Genomic DNA, 20071 nt, shown 5'->3' with positions numbered 1-20071 from the left:
GCATTTTTCAGAACGATCACACATGGTCAGTGTGGTAATGGTGAGATTTGAGATTAAAGAATGGTTTTGAAATGTGCTTTCACAACAAAAAAACCAAGGCGTAACCCTTGTGCTACGCCCCAATCTGACGAATTTCCTGGGAGGTATCCAATTCCTCTGCCTACAACAAACTAGCAAGCCGCCAAGCTTCATCATCCCCTGAACGGGTATACATCCTGACATACCCGATCTTCTTCCCTGACTTCATCCGATAGGTTACATCCTGTAGATATCCTTACCGCATCCAAGCACATCCTTCGTCGGCTTGTGTAAGCTCAGCTACACCGCTCGACTTGTCTTCCCTATTCCTTTTATAAACAACGTCCTTTTTGTGTCCTAAGCCATCCTGACCTTGTCCACTTCGCTTATCCTAAGCGCTCCTAACTTCCTTTGTTAAACATCTTCCTGATGTTGCCTGAGTCTCCCTTGACTCTATCCACTTCGCTTATCCTAAGCGCTCCTGACTTCCGCTGTTAAACATCTTCCTGATGTTTCCTGAATCATCCTGACTCTGTCCACTTCGCTTATCCTAAGCGCTCCTGACTTCCCCTGTTAAACATCTTCCTGATGTTTCCTGAATCATCCTGACTCTGTCCACTTCGCTTATCCTAAGCGCTCCTGACTTCCCCTGTTAAACATCTTCCTGATGTTTCCTGAATCATCCTGACTCTGTCCACTTCGCTTATCCTAAGCGCTCCTGACTTCCGCTGTTAAACATCTTCCTGATGTTGCCTGAGTCTTCCTGACTCTGTCCACTTCGCTTATCCTAAGCGCTCCTGACTTCCGCTGTTAAACATCTTCCTGATGTTGCCTGAGTCTTCCTGACTCTGTCCACTTCGCTTATCCTAAGCGCTCCTGACTTCCGCTGTTAAACATCTTCCTGATGTTGCCTGAGTCTTCCTGACTCTGTCCACTTCGCTTATCCTAAGCGCTCCTGACTTCCGCTGTTAAACATCTTCCTGATGTTGCCTGAGTCTTCCTGACTCTGTCCACTTCGCTTATCCTAAGCGCTCCTGACTTCCGCTGTTAAACATCTTCCTGATGTTGCCTGAGTCTTCCTGACTCTGTCCACTTCGCTTATCCTAAGCGCTCCTGACTTCCCCTGTTAAACATCTTCCTGATGTTTCCTGAATCATCCTGACTCTGTCCACTTCGCTTATCCTAAGCGCTCCTGACTTCCGCTGTTAAACATCTTCCTGATGTTGCCTGAGTCTTCCTGACTCTGTCCACTTCGCTTATCCTAAGCGCTCCTGACTTCCGTTGTTAAACATCTTCCTGATGTTTCCTGAGTCATCCTGACTCTATCCACTTCGCTTATCCTAAGCGCTCCTGACTTCCCCTGTTAAACATCTTCCTGATGTTTCCTGAGTCATCCTGACTCTGTCCGCTTCACCCTTTCCTGGCAATGATGTCCTTCCGTCCTTGAACACGATTAAGTTTACGCAATCCTGAATAATGGGAAAGGCGCTTTTTCTCACACTTTTTTTCGTCACCTTCTTGAAATATTCACAAAGACATTAAATTTCAATAACTTAACTTATTGCGGAGGGTTAAAACACTGATACTAAAACGCCTTGACCTACATTCATGTGAGAAAAGTCTCACAGGCTTTTTTCCATAATGGCGGTTCGAGTTTTAAACAGCAGTTCACCCTGTACTGATTTGAAGGTTAAAACCTGAAGTTTTTCATAACCATGCTGGCTAAAAAAGAAGTTCTGTTCGGCCTCAGACACAAATACCCCGAGACCGCTGGCCAGGGGGTTTTCTTTAACTAATTCGTCCAGTGCATCCAGTAAATGATGCCCCAGTCCCTGACCCTGATAGTGTGGCTCTACAGCAATAAACGAAAGAAAATAATAATGTCCACAATCCGTCAGTGCCTCCCGTATGGTTTTTTCTTTGTCTATTAATTGCTGAGTTTGCAAGTATCCTGCACTCATCATTAACCGCAAACGCCAGTCCCAGCGTCGCGATGCTTGCAGCTCTGTCTGAGCTTCAAAGACACAGGCAATCGCCAGCAAGTCTTCTTCCTGGTAAAGACCAATTAGAGGTTGAGCAGACTGACCAAAGCAGGACAACTCCTCACGGATCAAAGCACGTAGTCGTGATTCATAGGTTTGTTCATCCGCCCCACCCAGCACATCTTTGAATAACTTGTCATCATGGTAGGCTCTGTATAACAGGCTGGCTGCCACCCTGCTGTCTTCCGGAGATAAATGTTTAATGGTTAACTGCGCACTGGTCGTTGAGTTTGTCATGGTAAGTCCTTGTGTTTTTTGTTGTGATTATCCGACGATTTTTACTTGTCGGTGTGGTAAAGCTACTATAGTTATAGCGTACTTTTTAAACAACCAGAGGGCATATGGATACCAGTGCACATAACCTAAAAAACTTATTCGCTCAGCTTGGATTAGACAACAGTGATGCAGGCATAAAAGCATTTTTTAGTCAGCACACACTGCCCAGTGATATGCTTTTGGCTGAAGCCCCGTTTTGGAACCAAGGACAAAAGCACTTTATTGAAGAGTCACTCAGAGAAGATGCTGACTGGAGTGAAATAATCGATGAGCTGGATGCAAGGTTACGCTGAACAAAGCTGGCCACACTGGCGATAACCGGAGCATTACCCTGCATGTGCTGTGCTAAACACATGTAATATTGCGAAGCGTTATAGTCACCTCACAAACACGAGCTGCATCTTTTTACTGGTGATGTTGTGGCAGCTTAGGTGATACAATGCACTGAGTTTTAATTTCCAGAGGCCGCTTTATGCACCCCGCAGTTTTGAACGCAATTGCCGCACTCGTTGCGCAAGGCAAAACCCCTACTGTTGCCACCACCAAAGCCAAACTGGCCGAGCCCGTTGCAATGCCCTTGATCATTGCGGGACTAACGGCTTATAAAAATAACCCAGATCTGTTATCAACACTGGACGAGCAGCCAACACAGAGCGCACAACCAGCAGCACAGGATAACGCGCAGACACAGTTAGATCGCATCGAGGCGAAACTGGATAAATTACTCGCTCTGCTGGAGTCTCGTTAAGATGTTCGTAGTTGATCTCACTTTTGACTGTTATCAGGACACTACGCTTGAGCAAGCAGAGCAGGCCATCAACCGAGTGGTTAACGCGCTGCGTTTCAACGGCCAAATCATTGGCGATGAATTTCCCACCGTTTTAAAAGAAGGCTTTTTTATCACCCGGGTAATGTGTCCACTTGAAGATGCACTGCATCCTCTGCATCACAGCCCATTCGTTAAGCACGCCATTGATCAACTCCAGCAGGCGGGATTGTTAGCACCAAAAGTCAAAGTAATAGGTCAGGATATTCATGCCAATGGCGCTGATCAATGCCAGTCTCCGTCCAGCTATATTCTCTACACAACCTATGTACACACCTGCAGTCCGTTGTATTGTGGTGATGATTTTCAGCCAGTGCCGCTGTATAAAATCCCGGCCATTGCCAATGGCGATTATAAAGCACTGATAAAATGGCAAGAAGACTGGCAGGCCTGTGATCAGATCCAGATTAATGGTGCAACACGCTGCGAGTTTGCCGCCCTCAATGAGTTGACCAGCCTGGACAGCGATCTCACCCGCCGGGGCCTAGATCTCAGTAAGCGGATCCGTTATCTCACCAAAAAGCCGGTTTACTATTACTTGTATCGGGTTGGGGGCGAGAGTCTGGCGCAGGAAAAAGCTCGTTTGTGTCCGAGCTGTGGCGCACATTGGGCGCTAGATGAGCCCTGGTTTGGCATTTTCGATTTCAAATGTGATGCCTGTGAACTGGTTTCCAATATTTCCTGGGATTTCCAGTAAAGACACAAGAGGTGGCCTGGCCACCTCCTGATATAGCTTAAAACTGCGAGACCAGCTGAGCCAGAAACGCACTCAGGCTGGGCGCCAGCACTGTATGTGGCGCCTTACCCACACGTTCAAGACATACTTCACCCGTACTGAGTTGCACTGTAATTAAGACATCTTCCTGCGCAGTCAAACCAATAAAAACGGTATCAGCTTGCTTCAGGCGGCGCTTCATTAACACATGCCCGGTGATATTCTGTTGTAAGCGCTCGAAATCTTCTTCATTCCAGGCCTGCAGCAGTTCAACCTCTTCTCCATCCAGCTTAGCCACAATATTGCCACCATACGCTGTGCCATAAAACGCATTTAATTCAGGGCTAAACTGAGTTTCCAGCGCACTGGCCAGTGCAGTCAAATCACCGCCCGGATTTCTGGACACGGCTTGCCAGGCAATCAGGCCATCGCCTCTTGGCTCACCGGTTTCACACGGGCTGGGCCATTGTGCGTCATGCTCGATCAATGGCCAGTGACCCCGGGTCTGCTGTACCGAGTTGGCAAATTTATCATGAAGTTCGAGGATCAAAGTGCTCACGCTCATACTGCTATTTTCGCTCATTATTCGCTATAATCGGGGCCATTGTAACTACTAATGGATCAACATGACAGACTACAATAACGCCCCGGAGTTAAAAGCCTCTGTGCTGGGTAAAACCACCGAATACGCCAGTCAGTATGAGCCAAGCTTGCTTCACCCTATCGCACGCAAGCTTAATCGTGATCAGATAGCCGTTGATGAGCAGGCATTACCATTTTTTGGTGAAGACATCTGGCATGGTTATGAGCTGTCCTGGCTGAATACAAAAGGTAAACCCCAGGTGGTTATCGCGCGCTTTGTGTTCCCTTGCCAAAGCAGCCATATTATCGAGTCTAAGTCATTCAAACTCTATCTGAACAGCTTCAATCAGAGTCAATTCGCCAGCTTTGACGCGGTACGTGACACATTACAGCAGGATCTCTCCAAAGCGGCCCAGTGCGATGTTACAGTGACTTTATACGGCCCTGACGACCACAATTGCCTGCCATTTTCAGCGCTGCCGGGAGAGTGTATAGATGAATTAGATATTGCCGTGGATGATTACAGCCCACGCGATGGCTTATTAACTCAGGAAAGTGACCAGCACGTGAGTGAAACCCTGCACAGCCACTTGTTAAAGTCTAACTGCCTGATCACCTCTCAGCCAGACTGGGCAAGTATTGTTATCCGCTATGAAGGGGCGAAAATCTGTCGTGAATCATTGCTACGTTACCTGATCTCATTTCGTGACCACAATGAATTTCATGAACAGTGTGTAGAGCGCATCTACTGCGATCTGCTGCGCGCACTCAACCCCACCAAGCTGGAAGTGTATGCACGTTATACGCGTCGTGGTGGCCTGGACATCAATCCGTTCCGCTCCAGCGAACAAGATAAGACCACCTTCAATGTTCGGATCAATCGTCAGTAAACGCCTCAATCGGCACGCTGACAGCACAAACATCGGTGTGATTGGCCTGGTGTAAAAACCAGGCTTCAGGACGATTTTTGCGCGCTGCTATCAAAGCCCTAAATGCGTCACTCTGGGTATTAAACACCCGAAAGCGTTGCTTGTCGGTACGCTGAATATCCGCCAATACCTCAACGCCAAGGATCGGGTTAAAAGGCTGATTTTCTTCAGGTTGTCTGTGCAATCGTTGCACATGTTCCATACCAGCTAACACTCGGCCAAAAACCGTGGTATTTAAATCCAGATACCGCTGTGCTGTTAATGTGAAATAGAACTCACTGCCCCCGCTATCAGCACTATTTTGCCGCGCCATCGCAAAGGTGCCCGGGCAATGCGTCTGCCAGGTACGTGTCCCCTTGTCGTTCTGTGCAACAGCAAACCCGTTTAAAAACCCGGTCCGTGGTGCATAACCATCGAGCAGGTTTAAGGGTGTGATCTCCTGAGGCTCAGCGGTTGCCAGGAAAAGCTCAGCGGGAATACTTTTTGACCCCTTGAGCGGGCGTTTCTCGTCACTCTGATCGCCGCCCTGTGCAACAAAACCTTCAACAAAGCGATATATAGTCAGGTCACGGTAAAAGTCCTCTCGCGCCAGCGCCTTAATATTTTCCACATGGCCGGGCGCCAGCTGCGGGTTCAGTTCGACATAAACGGGTCCGGTTGGCAAAGTGATCTTGAGGATGTGCTCCAATGGTACTGACCGCCAATCCGCATCGCCTGCCTGTGCGATGATCTCAGCAGGGGCTGGTGTCGCCTGAGGTACATCAACACTATCAGTTTGTGCTAGTTTGTCGGTTGCCTGACAGGCAGTGAGTGCGAGGAGTAACAGGGCTGCTGTGCTCATCCTTGATGTTATTTTGCGTATTATTATTGTCATTGTATGTTCCTGGTTGATACCACAATTCGCTGCGTGACAAAGGCGTCTCGGCAGACAAGGTTGGATTCGGCAAGCGCAGGTGGGTGCGCCCAGCCAAATCGAGTTGTGTTAGCTGTTCCGCGAAATGGCGACGAAATAGCTGCTCAAAACAACCATCCGCAATCGCTTGCTCAAGGCCTGCTTGCAGCAAATCACGGAGCTGGATATTGGCTTTATCGACAAACAGATAAACTGCTGATGGATAACTAATTAATAGACTGGGTTGCACCATAATATCAGTGCGTGAAGGAAAGTCATTGGCAGCCAGAATATCTAACGGCACGACATCCAGACGTTGGTTGCTGAGCATAGTCATGGCCTTTTCGGTATCGTGGAAAGCCACTACCTGTAACCCGTTGCGTTCGAACACCGCTCTGTCAGGCCAGTCATGACGCAGCCCAAACAGCAAAGGCTGCAACTGCCCCCAATGCTTAATATCCACAAAGTCCGCCGCCCGGCTGGCAGCAATGAACAACACACGATAGCCCAGCAAACCTTTAACCAAGGGGATACGCACAGCCAGGGCCTGCTGCTCACGCGCCTTACTGGTCACAGACCAAAACACATCAATGCCCGATGGTTTGCCGAGCAAACGCAATGCCCGACTCTGTGTCGGGATCCCGACAATTGGCTTAAATGTCACAGGTCTGGGTTGATAAGACAGTGCCAGTGCCAGTAACTCAGTCACATAAGGGTTGGCGCCCGCAGTGACACGGATCTCAAGCGGCCCAATAGCACGAGAGGCCGAGGCAGAGCCGGAGATACAGAGCATCAGTAGCAACAAAAAACGGCGCATCATTCGTCCCAGTCAAACTTATACAACAGATCAATACTCTTATATAAACCGCTGGTGGCTTCAATATAAAACTTTGAAAAAATACGATACCGCACTGCCACTTCGCTGAGCGATGCAAACACCCCGACCCGGTAACTGACCTGTACACTGGGCGTCAGATAGCCAGATACTTCAACTTGGGTATCGTCCCCGCTACCTTTGGCGGTCAGGTTCACGTCCTTAATCCCTATCGTCTCTCCCGCTTTGGCGAAATAACCCTTACTGCGATCGATACTCTGCGACAATAAAAATTGTGCCAGCATGGTATTGTTATTGCTGTCACCCTCCCCCAATGGCTGCCCATTGAGCAAATAAGCCAGCGCCTGTGCCTGATCCATCGCGGGCTCAGAGTAAATAACCAGCTCCGGACTGCGAATACTGCCTTTCACTTCAACACCAGCAACCACGCCATTGGCTGTGGTATCTGGGTTGCGGATCGCACGCACATTGATATAGGGCTTATCCAATGGGCCATTAAAGCCCAGCTGACCCGTCTCTATGCTCAAATCCTGACCAAAGGCCTTATATTGTCCTTCTCGCAGATTAATCTCGCCGCTGGCCAGCATGGCTGAAGCGAGTTGTTTTTCCAGCGATAGCTCACCTGCCAGATACGCATCCAGCCCCATCGCCTTGACTCTGACATCATCAAGCAAACTAACATCCAGGTCGAGACGATAATCCAGTATCTGAGCAGCCTCACTGGCACCGGGCTCAGTGCCATCAATGATGACCTGATCGTCACTCACAGTGACAACCCCTTCCGGCAGTTCTTCTACCTCTATGCGTCCATAAGGGACACTGACCGATCCCAATAGCTCAGCATACTGACCGTTGTAGCTCAGTGATAGATCAGGCGAAATATCCAGTTCGATACCTGGCTGAGGCATCAGCGTCAAGCGCTCACCATGGAGCTGCAATTTCGCCGCCATAGCGGCTTGCCAATCGACCTCACCGGTGAATGTAAGCTGGCCTCTGGGCAAGGTGTGCAGCTCACCATGGAGCAAAGCCTGCTGGCCATTCAGTTGCATATCAAGGTCCAAGTCGCTGATGGCCACAGGAATTTCACTGGCTTTTAGTTGAATATCCGAGGCTCTAAGCTGCCCATTTAGCTGCGGCTGAGACAGTGCACCATCAATCCCTATCTGACCGGCGATAGTGCCAGCCAGTTCCAGGTCGGGCCACAACAGACGGCGGAGTAAAGGTTTGAACTTATCAAGCTCTATGCCTGCGATGTTGACAAAACCGCGCATGGAGTGTGTCTCTGTCTGTAATGGCATCTCCAGTTCGCCATTGAAATGACCTAACTTTTTGAGCGCCAGTTGCCAGGCCGTTTTGGCTTGTTGTGCATCACTGTTGAGTGTCAGTGCAAAGCGCTCTATTTCAAGAGGTAAGGTCGGTGCTACGCTGTCTTCACTGTCGTTGAGCTGCTCAGCGACAGCGCCATGTAAAACAACCTGAGCATCAGACATATCCAGCTGCCCGTCCAACGCCTGTAACTGACCTTGTGACCAGTTTGCCCTGGCATGACCCGACAATAGGCCTTTTAGTTGCGCTGCGTTACTGAGTAACGGATTAAAATGCGCAAGGTGTAGTTGCTGCAACTCTACGCTGGCCTGGCCCTGAGCCCCCTGCTGCGCCGAGAAACACAGCTGTCCGGGTGCCAGTGTCCAGCATTGACGCCCTACCTCAACTTGCCCGGCTTTAGCCACAATTGGTGCCGATGACAGCAGTACCAGCTCGCTGCTGTTTATGCGCAACAGGCCCGTATCCAGTTGACCTGCCCAGGCTTGCTGAGCATATTGTCCACTTAATGCCAGCTCAGCGCTGCCGTCGTTATTCTCAATCTGTACCCTCAGCTGATGCTGGCTTTGATCACCTTGCGCCGTCATACTGAGTGCCGTTTCGGGTAGCTCCCCCAGCGTCACAGCAGGCAAAGAGACACGTAAATCCGTCAGCCAGTTTCTGGCCATATCCAGTGTCAGAGCCAGCGTCCCGCCTTCAAGCGATGTGTCCTCATAGATCAGTTTGTCGAGCTGGCTGTTGAACGAGAGTGCGGGCATATCAACCGGTCCGCTCGCGGTAAACACCCCAGACAGGTGTACATCCGCAGGCAAAAGCGAATTTCGTTCATGTGCCAGGGCCAGCTCACCTTGCAAGTCCAGTTGTTTATCGGCTTTGCCTGATACCATAATCTGACTTTGCCCGTAACTGAGCTGAGCAGCCTGGATCTCGCCATGTAAGTCACTATTCACTTTGCCTCGGGCTACCAGCTTCAGTGGCAATGCAGCCAACTGCCCCGAGAGTGTGAGCTCATTTATCTGTGCCTGCCAGCGTTCACCCTGCTGAGTAAACTCAAGCTGATAAGCGCCCGACAGCTGCGTCTCATCGAGTTCAAGCCAGGCGCCCAAAGGCAACCTGTGTAGTTCCCCCTGCAACCGACTACGAAGTCCATCTTTCCAGCTCACCTGCGCACTGAGTTGTGTATGAGCGTCTCCTAAAGCCAGTTCAGCCTTTTGCAACGCCAATGCGTTAAGACCTCCGTTGGCAGCCAGTTGCACCTTGAGCTGATTATCCAGCAAGGCCAGCTGCTTGCTGAGCGCCACATCGGCATGCGCGGTGAACTGATAGTCATCCGCGGTACCCGAGGCGCTGAACGCTAGCTGCTGCAGGGTGTTATCCGCATCGAGCGCAAATTGCCCGGCCCGAATATCCAATGAAAATGGCCAGTTTGGGACTGCCACATTCACACTTAAGGCGACCTCGCCTTGCGCCATACCAGTGATATCCGCAGCCAATTCAAGTTGCTGCAGGTCGCCATTCAATGTGAGCGAACTCTGATAATCCGGATGCTGATAGTCAAGCGTACCCGACACAGCCCAGCTGCTCAGGTCAGCCTGTGCTGTGACTGCCAGCTGATGAGCAAGATAAGCCATCGACAAGCGCCGTATCGACAACTCGGACTGCTGAGCACCTGCACTCAATGTTAGCTGATTCAATATCTGAATATCGCCCTCGTAGGGTTGATAAACAAGCTCGCCTACAGTCAGTTGTTCAAGATCAACGGCCATAGGAAGGCGTAAAGCAGGCAAGGATAATGCTGGTATCTGTGTCGGCATAACGAAAGGCGCAGCAGGTGCTGGTGCTTCAGATTGTTTGATTTGTATGCTGCCCAGTGCAAACTGACCAATCTGCATATCCTGCTCATCAATGCGTGCAGTCAGCATCAGCTCCTGAAGATCTATCTGATATCCGGCTGCTTTGATATCTGCAACACCCAGCGTCAGTTGCTCAATGGCAACGGAGAACGGCACAGTCACAGAACCCGGCTCAGGCGCAGGTTCTGTCCCTGTTGCGTCAGGTTGTGCGCTTCTTTGCTCAGTCAGATGTAAGGTCACCTGATCGGCACTGCCAGAAAGGCACAGGGTTGCACAGCTAAACCATTCAAGTGACAGGCTTAACTGACGTGCATCAAAAACAAGCTGTTCGTTTTCAAACCGGATATCCAGTACGGCATTAGACAACAAACGTGCCTGCGGCGAGCTTACCTGCAAACCAGAGACACTGTGGTTGGCCACCCAGACAACAAACTTATGACCGGGTAAGGTAAATAGCAGGCAAAAGACCGTCACACACACACCAATGACAGCATAGCTAATACGGCGCAGCCAGGTTTTCATTCCCATTACATCTCCGGTCCAATCACAATACTTAAACGGGTACTTTTGCTGTCTTTACTCAGTCCCCATGCGTGGTCTAGCCGAATTGGCCCAACCGGTGTCAGATAACGCAGCCCGAATCCTGCCCCCAATGCCCATTTCTCTTTAAAATCATCCGTCGCGGTACCACTATCAACAAACAAGGCAACACGCCAGTTAGGCAAAAACTGATAATTGTACTCAGCGCTGGCAGTCGCCAGGTATTTACCGCCGAGCAACTTGCCGTCCTCATCGCGCGGGGCCACAGACTGATAAGCAAACCCTCGTACGCTCTGATCGCCGCCTGCGAAAAAGCGCATATTAAAGGGCACGGCCGCAATGTCCTCAGTCACAATTGCACCGGCTTCCAGACGCGTCAGAAAAAAGTGTCGCTGCTCCAGGTTACGCAACCAGGCATTTTTCCATCGCACTTTGAGTAAAGATGTTGAAGAGATCACGGAGTCACTGGCCAGTTCGACCGAGATCAGTCGCTCATTCCCCCAGTAAGGCAGCATCCCCCCCAGCGTTTGCTTTTTCGCATAGCTAACCCCTGGGATCAGCATTTCAGTCTTAAGTACCTCACCATCTTGTTCACTGGTTTCATGTTCACGTTTCAAAAAAGCGGTACGCACCCAGTTACCGGATGTCAGCCATTGACGCTGAATCTGAATATTCCAGGTTTTGGTATCCACCCCTTCGGTCAGATCATCCTGCAACTGATAGCCACCAAGAATGCGAAATACGTCGCTATTAGGGTCACTCATTGGAATGGTGTAAGCCGCACTGATATCCTGCTGGCGCTGTGAAACATTAAGATCCGAGGTCATGGAGTGTCCCCCGTCAGTGATCCAGGGCTTACTCCACTTAAAGCGCGCTTTTGCCCCCAACTCAGTGCTATATCCACCACCAACTTCATAGCTATTGGCCGGTTTGTCGACCAACTCAACACGAACAGGGACCTCACCGCCTTGTCTGGCTTTCAGTAACGGGTAAACACGAACACTTTGAAAATACGGTGTCTCATTCAATGTCAGGTTGTACTCTGACAATTTATCCGCGGCATACAACTGACCAGACTGAAACGGGCTCAGTGCTCTGGCAAAGTCTATTGCTTTTGAATCAGAAGACAAATGCAGCTTACCAAAGCGATAGCGGGGGCCAGCTAAAAGGACTAAGGTAGCAGAAACCTGCTGTAATTCACGCTCTACAGTGATCTGCTTTTTCTGCCACTGAAAATCAAAATAACCCAGCTCCAGTAGCAGACTTTCAATTTGCGCTTTGGTGGCTTCATACTGATCATGTCTGACTTGCTCGCCAGCCTGGATAGCGCCCGCGATTAAACGGCTGCGCAGTGTTTCATCTGTAATCCCCTGTAAGGAGATCTCAACGCTGTGCCAGGACACTGGGGTCCCGGGATCCAGATGTAATGCGACACCGCGAGTCTGGGGGTCAAATGCTACAGAGAGCGTATGGCGATAATATCCAAGTGCCTGCAATGCCTTAGTAACATCTTTACTGATGAGCTTAGTTCTGCGCGGCGTAAATGGCTTACCCACGTAGGAGGCCATAAATCGCATGACGTTATCCCGAGCTTCATCCGTTAATTCAGCGCTGTCGGGGACACTGTAAATGGTAAACTCTGAGATACCAGATGACGCTTTAGCCAAGCAATGAAATGAAAACAGTAGCACAACAAGAATGGTACTAAACGCAGATAAACGCACTAAATAACCCTATAAATCACAGTGGCATTATGATACCACAGCAAGTTGACGCTGACATGGCGTGGTTAAGCCCAACACTGTGTTATTTTTATGCGCTTGCACGCAAATTTTTGCGGTCAGTGCTTTTTATTTTGTGTTGGATAGCGGACAATATCGCCAGCTATATTAACTTGAGTACGATTATGCAATTCCCTGATGATGACAACGGCCAGCTTCTGTCTGAAATTGCTGCAGCCGGTGTAGATCTCACGCAGATGCACAGCATCGATTTTTTTATCTTGTTTGAACAAAAAGCCGACGCAGAACGCTTTATGAGTGCCATATCTGCAGATGAGTTAGCACCAAACACTAAGCTGGATACCTGTCCGGATACTGGCGTATGGGAAGTAATAACTTCTGTGACTATGGTGCCAGATCACCAGCTTTTAACTCAGACAGAACAATACCTGGAGTCTATCGCTAACAGCCACGAAGGCTACGGTGATGGCTGGGGGATCCTCGCCGAGTAATGCTCGCGTGTTTTCGTCGCGGATAACAGCAAGTTCAGCTTAGCTTTTATCCGCGGTGCGATAACTGCCCTGATAATCAAAAATCTTCTCTGCCACCTGCCAGCCATACTTTTTATGTTGTCGGGCAATCACAAAATCTGGCGCCGATAACACAGTGGCATCCACCTGTGCCGCCTCCGTCCATGCCTTCACATTAACGCCAGTCCGGCAGTGTTTTTCAAACTGGCGAACAAAATAGTGCCGACTTTTGGGGTTCGCAAAGTCAAACACTTCGCTGACACTTGCGCCATCTTCATCAAAATAGGTGATTTTCAGCACTTGCGCCTTAACCACTTCACCACTTAACCCGCTACAGCGTATCACCATGGCATTTTTTAAATTGAGTGCCGCCCGCAGCTTATCGTCGGGATCTGCCAGCATCACTCCACAACTATGACACTGACGGGCCGCAATGTCGTTCTCGGCCCCACAACTGTCGCACTCTTTAAACTTAAAACGATAGTCACATTGTTGCTCATTGCCGTCGTCATCCTGTAACAACCCCTGACAACGCCTGCCAAAATGCTCAATAACCCGCCCCTGCTCATCATATTTGCCCCAGAAAATATTGCCAAAACCACAGCCAGGGCACAGTACCTGAACGGGTTCATTGTCTGAGTTAGGCTTTTTACTACCCACTTCCGGGTGGAATAAGTCAAATTCATTGGCTGCATAATCGATTACCAGACAATCTTTTTTACCTTCACTGAGACGCAGACCTCTGCCCACAATTTGCTGATATAAACTAACCGACTCGGTGGGCCTTAAGATCGCAATAACGTCGACATGAGGAGCATCAAACCCCGTAGTTAATACCGATACATTCACCAAATATTTTATTTCTCGACGTTTAAATGCGGCAATGATGTTATCCCGCTCACGATTATCCGTATCGCCAATCACTAAGGCTGTTTGATCTGTTGGTAAATAACCAATGATCTCTTTGGCATGTAATACGGTCGCAGCAAATATCATCACGCCATGACGCTCTTTGCTGAGTGACACAACGTGGTTAATAATACTCTTGGTAGCACGGGTATTACTCTGCAACAGCTGATTCATATCCGCTTCACTGTAACGACCAAAGGCGTTGCTATTCAGCGCGGAGAAATCGTAATTTTCTACTGCCGGATCGAGTTTATTAGGCGGAGTGAGATAACCATGCTTGATCATATAACGCAGTGGTAGTTCATAAATACAACGGCTGAAAGGGCTATTTTCACTGCCACGAACAAAGCCATGATAGTGATTTCGATACACCCAGCCACTGCCTAACCGATAAGGCGTTGCAGTCAGCCCTAAAAGCTTTAGAGCAGGGTTAAATTGTCGCAGGCGGTCAATGACCGCCATATACTGGCTGTCTTCTTCACCGCTGACACGATGGCACTCATCAATAATCAGCAAAGAATAAAAGGTGTCTATCGCTTCTAAATTCCTCGCCAGTGACTGAACACTGGCAAACGTTACCTGATGAAGCGTCTCTTTTTGTTTTAACCCCGCCGAGTAAATACTCGCGTTTAAACCATAACTTTGATATTTCTGGGCGTTTTGCTCAACCAGTTCTTTTACATGTGTCATCACCAGAATTTTGTGTTTCGCAAGTCGTGCTAACTGGGCGATGACCAGGCTTTTACCAGCCCCGGTTGGCAACACAATAACTGCGCTGTCATCGGACTTTTTAAAATGTGCGATGGTATTAGCGACCGCTTCTTCTTGATAAGGTCTGAGCGTGTAAATAGGGACACCTGAAAATATTAACGAGTTAGGATAAAGGTATAGATAGAATAAGACAGGATTTAGAAAGTGAACCGAATGGTTGTCCACTTAAACAGGGCAAGCCAGTCACTTATGAAATACTGTGACTGGCCTTAGGAGCGCACAATTAGATTTTGTGCTCTTCTAAATTAACACCAACAAACGCCTTTGGTGTTTTACCGCGACCAGTCCATTCAAATACCTCACCGTCTTTTTCAATACGGTATTTTGGGCGTACCTTACTACGCTTATCAGTCGCACTTTCCGAAGCAAAATCTTCTAAAGACAATCCTTTTTCTTTAATCAGTGCCAAAACTTCTTTTTTGGCTTCTTCCTGTTTTGCCTGCTCATCAATAGCAGCTTGGATCAGCTCCAGCGCTTTATTCAAATCACTGTAACTTGCAGTCTTTATAAAAGATCTTATTTCACGCATTGGATTACTCTCGTAGATTGTTGAATTTACAATTTTCTAAGTTAATTAAGCTCGATATATAGAGAGTATATTATATTTATCTCATTTCAAATTAAAAGTGATTAAATTTATAATGCCTGTTGATAATTACTCAATATTAGTCACGACACTTTCCACTATTAGGCACAGTGGTAAAATAACATGCCGGGCTAACGCATCCACACTTTCACTTCTGCCAGGCCATTCGACTGCAGCACCTGTAACTGAGATTCTACATTCTGGCTTTGCTCGAACTCAAAGGCATCCAGTTGTTCATCAAAAGTAATCGTCGCGGCGCCATCTCCACCACGCTGTTTTACTTCATGTAATGCGATGTCAGCCAGGTTAACCGAGGCCTCCCAGCCGATCACCTGTCCTCCCAGCAAGGGCAGTGGATAGAAAGACCAACCCACAGAGACACTCAGGTTTAGTGACTTACCATTGGGTAGCTTAAAGTCAAATTGGGCAATAGCTTTACATAAATCGCTAACATACCGCTCAACTTCAGAGCATTTAAAGTCCCGTAAGAGCAGTAAAAACTCATCGCCACTCCAACGTGCTACATAATCTGAACCCTGAGTACGAGTATTGAGCAAGGTTGCAAGCTGCTGTAAACAGCTATCTCCACCAATTGGGCCATAAGCATCATTGATTTTACTGAAACTATCTATATTCAGGATCATCAGCACCAGACTCTTATCCTGCTGACGCAATGACTGTGCGTTACGCTGATAGTGTTCAATATCCTTAGGAAGCTGGTCAAATAAGAAGCGGCGACTGCGAAGCCCGGTCAATTCATCTGAGTGGCTGACCAGTTTTAATTGCGTATTCACCTGATTCAATTTGTCGTTCGCTTTTCTCAGCTCGGTTGTGCGCTCAGCAACCAGCGCTTCCAGAGCAGCCTGTTTACGTCGCTCCTGAGTACGGAACACCCAAAACACCAGATAGAACAAAAACATGAAACCACAGGTGATAATCAAACGGAAAAACACCGTTTCATCAAACCGCTGAGGCAATTGCAGATTCAGCGACAGATTATGTGCCTGTTGCCAGTCCTGACCACGTCGCTTCACCTGTAATAAGAAGGCAAAATCACCCGGCGGCAAGTTTGTATATATGGCTTCCCGGCGTGACTGTGCATCGCGCCACTGGGCATCATGCCCTTCCAGTTTATAGCGAAATTCTATACTTTGCGGTGCATAAAAATCGATAGCCGTGTAGCGAATCGTCAAATCACGCTCGCTGGTATCGAGCTCAACCGGGCCCTCAAGTCTGTCTGGTGTCAGGTTTCGGTATGCCGTGGAAATACTCTCAAATTTGGGTGCCAGTTCAGCAGCACTGAACAATTGCACCTTTTTCGGGATCCGCACTATGCCTTGCAGGCTGGGGTAGAGAAGATAATCATCCTGTTCAACCACAGCATCATGCCCCAGCCCGGTACAACACTGGCTCGGCACCCCATCCAGTTGCCTGTCAAAGGGGTTGATCACCTGCTCAACCTGCAGATTCTGCACAGGTTCACTAAACTGCGCCACCGGCATCCGATATACCCCTTTCATGGTACTCACCCAAACGAGCTCCTGGGTTTTATCGAAATGCAATGACAAAATCGGGCCATAAGGTAGCCCGTGTGACGCATCCAGCTGATGCCAGTCTCCATCTTGGCTTCGATAATAAAGGCCATCATAAAAGGTCCCCACTAACGTGGCACTGCCTTCTACGTGTAAAATACTGGTGACATAAGCAGACTCAAGGGACGTCTGCCCGCCTATCTTCTCGATGCCACGTTCATTATATTTATAAGCCCCTTTGTCGGTGCCAATAAAACCAAAGCGAGGGAAGTCGACGACATAGGTAATAAACTGGCTACCAAGAAAGGCATTGTAAGTGAAGGGTGTCAGTCCGCTGTAATCGAGCCGATACAGACCACGCCCGGTCCCCAGCCATAATCCACCTTGATTGGAGGGGGTCAGCGTAAAGACCTGAGTCTGACGAAACTCTCGATTGGGGATGGCAAGTAATTTATCGTCTTCATAAATGACCACACCTCGGCCGGTGCCCAGAAACAAACGTTCGCCAATAAACTCCATATCATGGATCTCGACCCCTTTGAGCTGCTCTGAACTGATCACAGGCTCAAAATTATCGTTTCCATCCAACCGACCAACCCCTTCACGGGTCGCAACCCAAACGTTCCCCTGTAAGTCTTGCGTAATAGCAGAAACAGCCTGCTCTCGCTGCGTTCCCACGGCGAAACGCTCCACTCTGCCAGCATGCGCCAGCCACAAGCCTTCATTGATACTGGCCATCCACACATTTGAGTCGTTGTCGATGAAGATATCAGTAAACCAGATCCCTTGATCCAGCTGTGCCAGTTCAACATATTGCCACTGACCACCACTTTCTTTGTATAGCAGCCGTCCGTATGTAGAAACCCACATACCGCCTTGCTGATCGCTTAAAAACTTATAGGTCGCGTTATTGCCAATCTCATCGTAGCGCCGTAACACCTCATCGAAATCAAGAAAATAAGCCCCCAACTGGGAAGCCAGGAAAAGCTTACCGTCTATCCAGGCAAGGTCATGGATATTGGTCTGCGCTAACTGTCGGGGTAAAGAAACTTTGCTCGACAGCTCCAGTCGCATATCATTGGAACCCATGGATTGCGATTCGCTGATCCGCAGTAAATGGCGCTCATTAATCAGCCAAATCCCTTGCGGTGAAGACGTCATTTTGGTTACGGAGCCAACGATTTGGCTGATATGCGTTAGGGAGAGTTTTTTGTTATCAAGGTTATTTTCAGCCAAAGTAAGCCGCTTGGCCGAGACGTAATATAAGCCATTTGCCGCGACCCAGATATTGCCATTATGATCTTCGAGAATATCTCTGACTTCACCCTGGACTTCAAAACGCTCTGCGACCAGCGTCTGTGGATTTAAACGGGTCACACCCCGGCGGGTGCCAATCCACAACATGCCAAATCGGTCTACGAAAATCTTATTGACCGCATTGCTGTCGAGAAACGTGCTGTTTTGGGTCGTATAATTACTAAACTGTAAGCCATCAAAGCGACTTAAGCCGAACTGTGTCCCCAGCCAGATATAACCCTGCTGATCCTGTACAACACTTTTTATACTTTGCGACGGCAGCCCGTTTTGCATACTCCACTGTTTAACAACATAATCATTAATTGCCGCATTCACACCGGTGGTGAATATGCACAGCAACAGTAGAAGTATAAATCGCATAGGCTCCCTCTTCGTACCCGTAAAAAAATTAGCCGCCCAGGACCCCTGTTTTAAACAAAGCTTGCAGACAAATCAATGAAAATATCCCGGCAAGCAGGTCATCCGCCATGATACCAAAGCCACCATGGAGTTTTCTGTCCAATAATCTGATAGGACCTGGCTTTGCGATATCAAAAAAGCGAAACAACAAGAAGCCAACCAACAAAGACTGCCAGCTGATTGCTGCCCCCACCATAGTGATATAAAACCCGGCAACTTCATCCCATACAATGGCTGGATGGTCATGTACCCCGACATCCCGAGCAGTTTTACCACAAATCCAAAAGCCAGCCAGGCTGATGACAACCGCCAGGGCGACTTGTAGCCACAAGGGCTGTCCCATTGTCAGCAAAATAAATGGCAATGCTGCCAGGGTACCAAAAGTCCCCGGCGCTTTGGGTGCCAGTCCTAAACCGAACCCCAAAGCTAAAAAGTGGTGCGGGCGTTTGAGGTTGAATGATAACGGCTTATTCAAACCTGCTCCTCATTAAAAATGTTGATAACCACTGCGTGGCAAAGGGCACTTTTCGCCCGCATTGAACAACTCAAGCTTGCCCGCCGAAGCCGTGACCTGACCGATGCAAACAGGCTCAACGCCATACTGGCGCAGTCGTGCTTCGACAGCCCCTTTATTGCTGTCGTTGACGGTAAATAACAACTCGTAGTCATCACCATAAGCCAGACTTAACTCACGCCGCAAAGATTCGGGTTGTAATTGTTGCATAATCGGTGACAGGGGTACATCTTCGATATTAATGACGGCCCCGACGGCGGATTTATTCAGGATGTGCTGTAAGTCAGCCAGTAAGCCATCTGAAATATCGATACAGGCTGTTGCCATACCACGTAAGACCTGCCCTGCCGCAACTCTGGGAGTCGGGAAATGCAACTTTTCTTCAAGCCGCTTTACTTGCTTATCTTCAAGCACAAGCTGACGTTTACGTGCTTCTATAGCCAACGCAGCATCGCCCAATTCTCCAGTCACGTAGATCCAGTCACCCACTTTAGCACCAGAGCGTGTCAGTGCTTTGTCATTGGGAATAATCCCTTTGGCACAAATGGTGATGGTCAGCGGGCCCTGTGTCGTATCACCGCCAATCAGCTGAACATTATAGTATTCAGCAATTTCATGCATCCCTTCGGTAAACGCTTCCAGCCAATCCATATCAACCTCGGGTAAGGTCAGTCCAATGGAGATCCAGGTTGGCTCTGCGCCCATGGCAGCTAAATCACTGAGGTTAACAGCCAATGCACGATGGCCAAGCGCTCTGGGTGGAATGTCTTCGAAAAAGTGGACACCGGCAACCAGGGTGTCTGTCGTAATGGCAAGTTGGTGCTTTTCAGGAACCGTCACTATGGCACAATCATCACCAATGCCAACCTTTACATCACGGCGCGCAATACCACGCCCCTTGAAGTAATGATTGATTAATTCAAATTCCTTCATACAATAAAAAAGCCGGCCTACGCCGGCT

At 48.8% G+C, this 20071-nt stretch carries 16 protein-coding genes; 5 read left to right on the top strand and 11 right to left on the bottom strand.

All coding sequences use genetic code 11. The features are described 5' to 3' along the window. Positions 1–1640: 1640 nt before the first annotated feature. Positions 1641–2297 carry a GNAT family N-acetyltransferase gene (locus PRUB_RS06400; protein ID WP_010382773.1) on the bottom strand — a complete coding sequence of 219 codons (657 nt, stop codon included), beginning with the start codon at positions 2295–2297 and terminating at the stop codon, positions 1641–1643. A 104-nt stretch (positions 2298–2401) separates the two neighbouring features. Between PRUB_RS06400 and PRUB_RS06395 the strand changes: the two genes are divergently transcribed. From PRUB_RS06395 to PRUB_RS06385, 3 genes are all read left to right on the top strand, one after another. Beyond that, complete coding sequence (locus PRUB_RS06395; RefSeq protein ID WP_010382774.1) at positions 2402–2629, top strand: DUF2789 domain-containing protein; 228 nt, start codon at positions 2402–2404, stop codon at positions 2627–2629. Positions 2630–2808: 179 nt separating this feature from the next. Next, positions 2809–3084, top strand: coding sequence for a hypothetical protein (locus tag PRUB_RS06390; protein WP_010382775.1), 276 nt, complete (start codon positions 2809–2811; stop codon positions 3082–3084). Between the two features lies 1 nt (position 3085). Beyond that, positions 3086–3859, top strand: a complete 774-nt coding sequence (locus PRUB_RS06385) for a Zn-ribbon-containing protein (protein WP_010382776.1) — start codon at positions 3086–3088, stop codon at positions 3857–3859. A 37-nt stretch (positions 3860–3896) separates the two neighbouring features. Here the strand turns inward: PRUB_RS06385 and syd are convergent, their stop codons facing one another. Next, on the bottom strand, positions 3897–4442 hold the full coding sequence (gene syd / locus PRUB_RS06380; protein ID WP_010382777.1) for a SecY-interacting protein: 546 nt from the start codon (positions 4440–4442) through the stop codon (positions 3897–3899). A gap of 61 nt (positions 4443–4503) precedes the next feature. Here syd and queF point away from each other — a divergent pair, with 61 nt between their 5' ends. After that, a complete protein-coding gene (queF, locus tag PRUB_RS06375; protein ID WP_010382778.1) occupies positions 4504–5349 on the top strand; it encodes an NADPH-dependent 7-cyano-7-deazaguanine reductase QueF in 846 nt (281 codons plus the stop codon). On the opposite strand, the gene PRUB_RS06370 is transcribed toward queF, so the two are convergent. Genes PRUB_RS06370 through PRUB_RS06355 form a run of 4 tightly spaced genes read right to left on the bottom strand, consistent with a single transcriptional unit; the run spans position 5336 to position 12555 of the window. Then, a complete protein-coding gene (locus PRUB_RS06370) occupies positions 5336–6229 on the bottom strand; it encodes a peptidylprolyl isomerase (RefSeq protein WP_010382779.1) in 894 nt (297 codons plus the stop codon). The two genes, queF and PRUB_RS06370, sit on opposite strands and share 14 nt — an antisense overlap. Next, positions 6159–7097, bottom strand: a complete 939-nt coding sequence (locus PRUB_RS06365) for a type 2 periplasmic-binding domain-containing protein (RefSeq protein ID WP_010382780.1) — start codon at positions 7095–7097, stop codon at positions 6159–6161. Before PRUB_RS06365 ends, PRUB_RS06370 begins: the two co-directional genes overlap by 71 nt. Next, entirely contained in the window at positions 7097–10819 is a 3723-nt protein-coding gene (gene tamB, locus PRUB_RS06360; protein ID WP_010382782.1) for an autotransporter assembly complex protein TamB, read from the bottom strand. The genes PRUB_RS06365 and tamB overlap by 1 nt, the downstream gene beginning before the upstream one ends. After that, the gene (locus tag PRUB_RS06355) at positions 10819–12555 is read right to left on the bottom strand and encodes an autotransporter assembly complex protein TamA (RefSeq protein ID WP_010382784.1); all 1737 of its coding nucleotides are present in this window, start codon (positions 12553–12555) and stop codon (positions 10819–10821) included. The genes tamB and PRUB_RS06355 overlap by 1 nt, the downstream gene beginning before the upstream one ends. A gap of 182 nt (positions 12556–12737) precedes the next feature. Here PRUB_RS06355 and PRUB_RS06350 point away from each other — a divergent pair, with 182 nt between their 5' ends. After that, entirely contained in the window at positions 12738–13064 is a 327-nt protein-coding gene (locus tag PRUB_RS06350; protein WP_040645521.1) for a ribonuclease E inhibitor RraB, read from the top strand. Positions 13065–13103: 39 nt separating this feature from the next. Here PRUB_RS06350 and radD read toward each other — a convergent pair whose 3' ends face one another. From radD to thiL, 5 genes are all read right to left on the bottom strand, one after another. Continuing rightward, positions 13104–14840 carry a DNA repair helicase RadD gene (gene radD / locus PRUB_RS06345; protein WP_040645520.1) on the bottom strand — a complete coding sequence of 579 codons (1737 nt, stop codon included), beginning with the start codon at positions 14838–14840 and terminating at the stop codon, positions 13104–13106. Between the two features lie 145 nt (positions 14841–14985). Further along, positions 14986–15291, bottom strand: a complete 306-nt coding sequence (locus PRUB_RS06340; RefSeq protein ID WP_010382788.1) for an H-NS histone family protein — start codon at positions 15289–15291, stop codon at positions 14986–14988. 188 nt (positions 15292–15479) lie between these two features. Beyond that, positions 15480–18557, bottom strand: coding sequence for a ligand-binding sensor domain-containing diguanylate cyclase (locus tag PRUB_RS06335; RefSeq protein ID WP_010382789.1), 3078 nt, complete (start codon positions 18555–18557; stop codon positions 15480–15482). Positions 18558–18585: 28 nt separating this feature from the next. Next, positions 18586–19071, bottom strand: coding sequence for a phosphatidylglycerophosphatase A family protein (locus tag PRUB_RS06330; RefSeq protein ID WP_010382790.1), 486 nt, complete (start codon positions 19069–19071; stop codon positions 18586–18588). A gap of 12 nt (positions 19072–19083) precedes the next feature. Next, positions 19084–20043: a thiamine-phosphate kinase gene (gene thiL / locus PRUB_RS06325; protein ID WP_010382791.1), complete on the bottom strand. Its 960-nt coding sequence runs from the start codon at positions 20041–20043 to the stop codon at positions 19084–19086. Positions 20044–20071: the final 28 nt, after the last annotated feature.

This window comes from Pseudoalteromonas rubra, from assembly GCF_000238295.3.
Lineage (GTDB): Bacteria > Pseudomonadota > Gammaproteobacteria > Enterobacterales > Alteromonadaceae > Pseudoalteromonas > Pseudoalteromonas rubra.
Note: the sequence above shows the minus strand (reverse complement) of the source record. Positions and strands in the feature narration are given on the sequence as shown.

Coding starts and splice junctions, on each gene's coding strand:
- PRUB_RS06400 (WP_010382773.1), bottom strand. CDS start 2,297: ATGACAAACTCAACGACCAGTGCGCAGTTAACCATTAAACATTTATCT.
- PRUB_RS06395 (WP_010382774.1), top strand. CDS start 2,402: ATGGATACCAGTGCACATAACCTAAAAAACTTATTCGCTCAGCTTGGA.
- PRUB_RS06390 (WP_010382775.1), top strand. CDS start 2,809: ATGCACCCCGCAGTTTTGAACGCAATTGCCGCACTCGTTGCGCAAGGC.
- PRUB_RS06385 (WP_010382776.1), top strand. CDS start 3,086: ATGTTCGTAGTTGATCTCACTTTTGACTGTTATCAGGACACTACGCTT.
- syd (WP_010382777.1), bottom strand. CDS start 4,442: ATGAGCGTGAGCACTTTGATCCTCGAACTTCATGATAAATTTGCCAAC.
- queF (WP_010382778.1), top strand. CDS start 4,504: ATGACAGACTACAATAACGCCCCGGAGTTAAAAGCCTCTGTGCTGGGT.
- PRUB_RS06370 (WP_010382779.1), bottom strand. CDS start 6,229: ATGAGCACAGCAGCCCTGTTACTCCTCGCACTCACTGCCTGTCAGGCA.
- PRUB_RS06365 (WP_010382780.1), bottom strand. CDS start 7,097: ATGCGCCGTTTTTTGTTGCTACTGATGCTCTGTATCTCCGGCTCTGCC.
- tamB (WP_010382782.1), bottom strand. CDS start 10,819: ATGGGAATGAAAACCTGGCTGCGCCGTATTAGCTATGCTGTCATTGGT.
- PRUB_RS06350 (WP_040645521.1), top strand. CDS start 12,738: ATGCAATTCCCTGATGATGACAACGGCCAGCTTCTGTCTGAAATTGCT.
- PRUB_RS06340 (WP_010382788.1), bottom strand. CDS start 15,291: ATGCGTGAAATAAGATCTTTTATAAAGACTGCAAGTTACAGTGATTTG.
- PRUB_RS06335 (WP_010382789.1), bottom strand. CDS start 18,557: ATGCGATTTATACTTCTACTGTTGCTGTGCATATTCACCACCGGTGTG.
- thiL (WP_010382791.1), bottom strand. CDS start 20,043: ATGAAGGAATTTGAATTAATCAATCATTACTTCAAGGGGCGTGGTATT.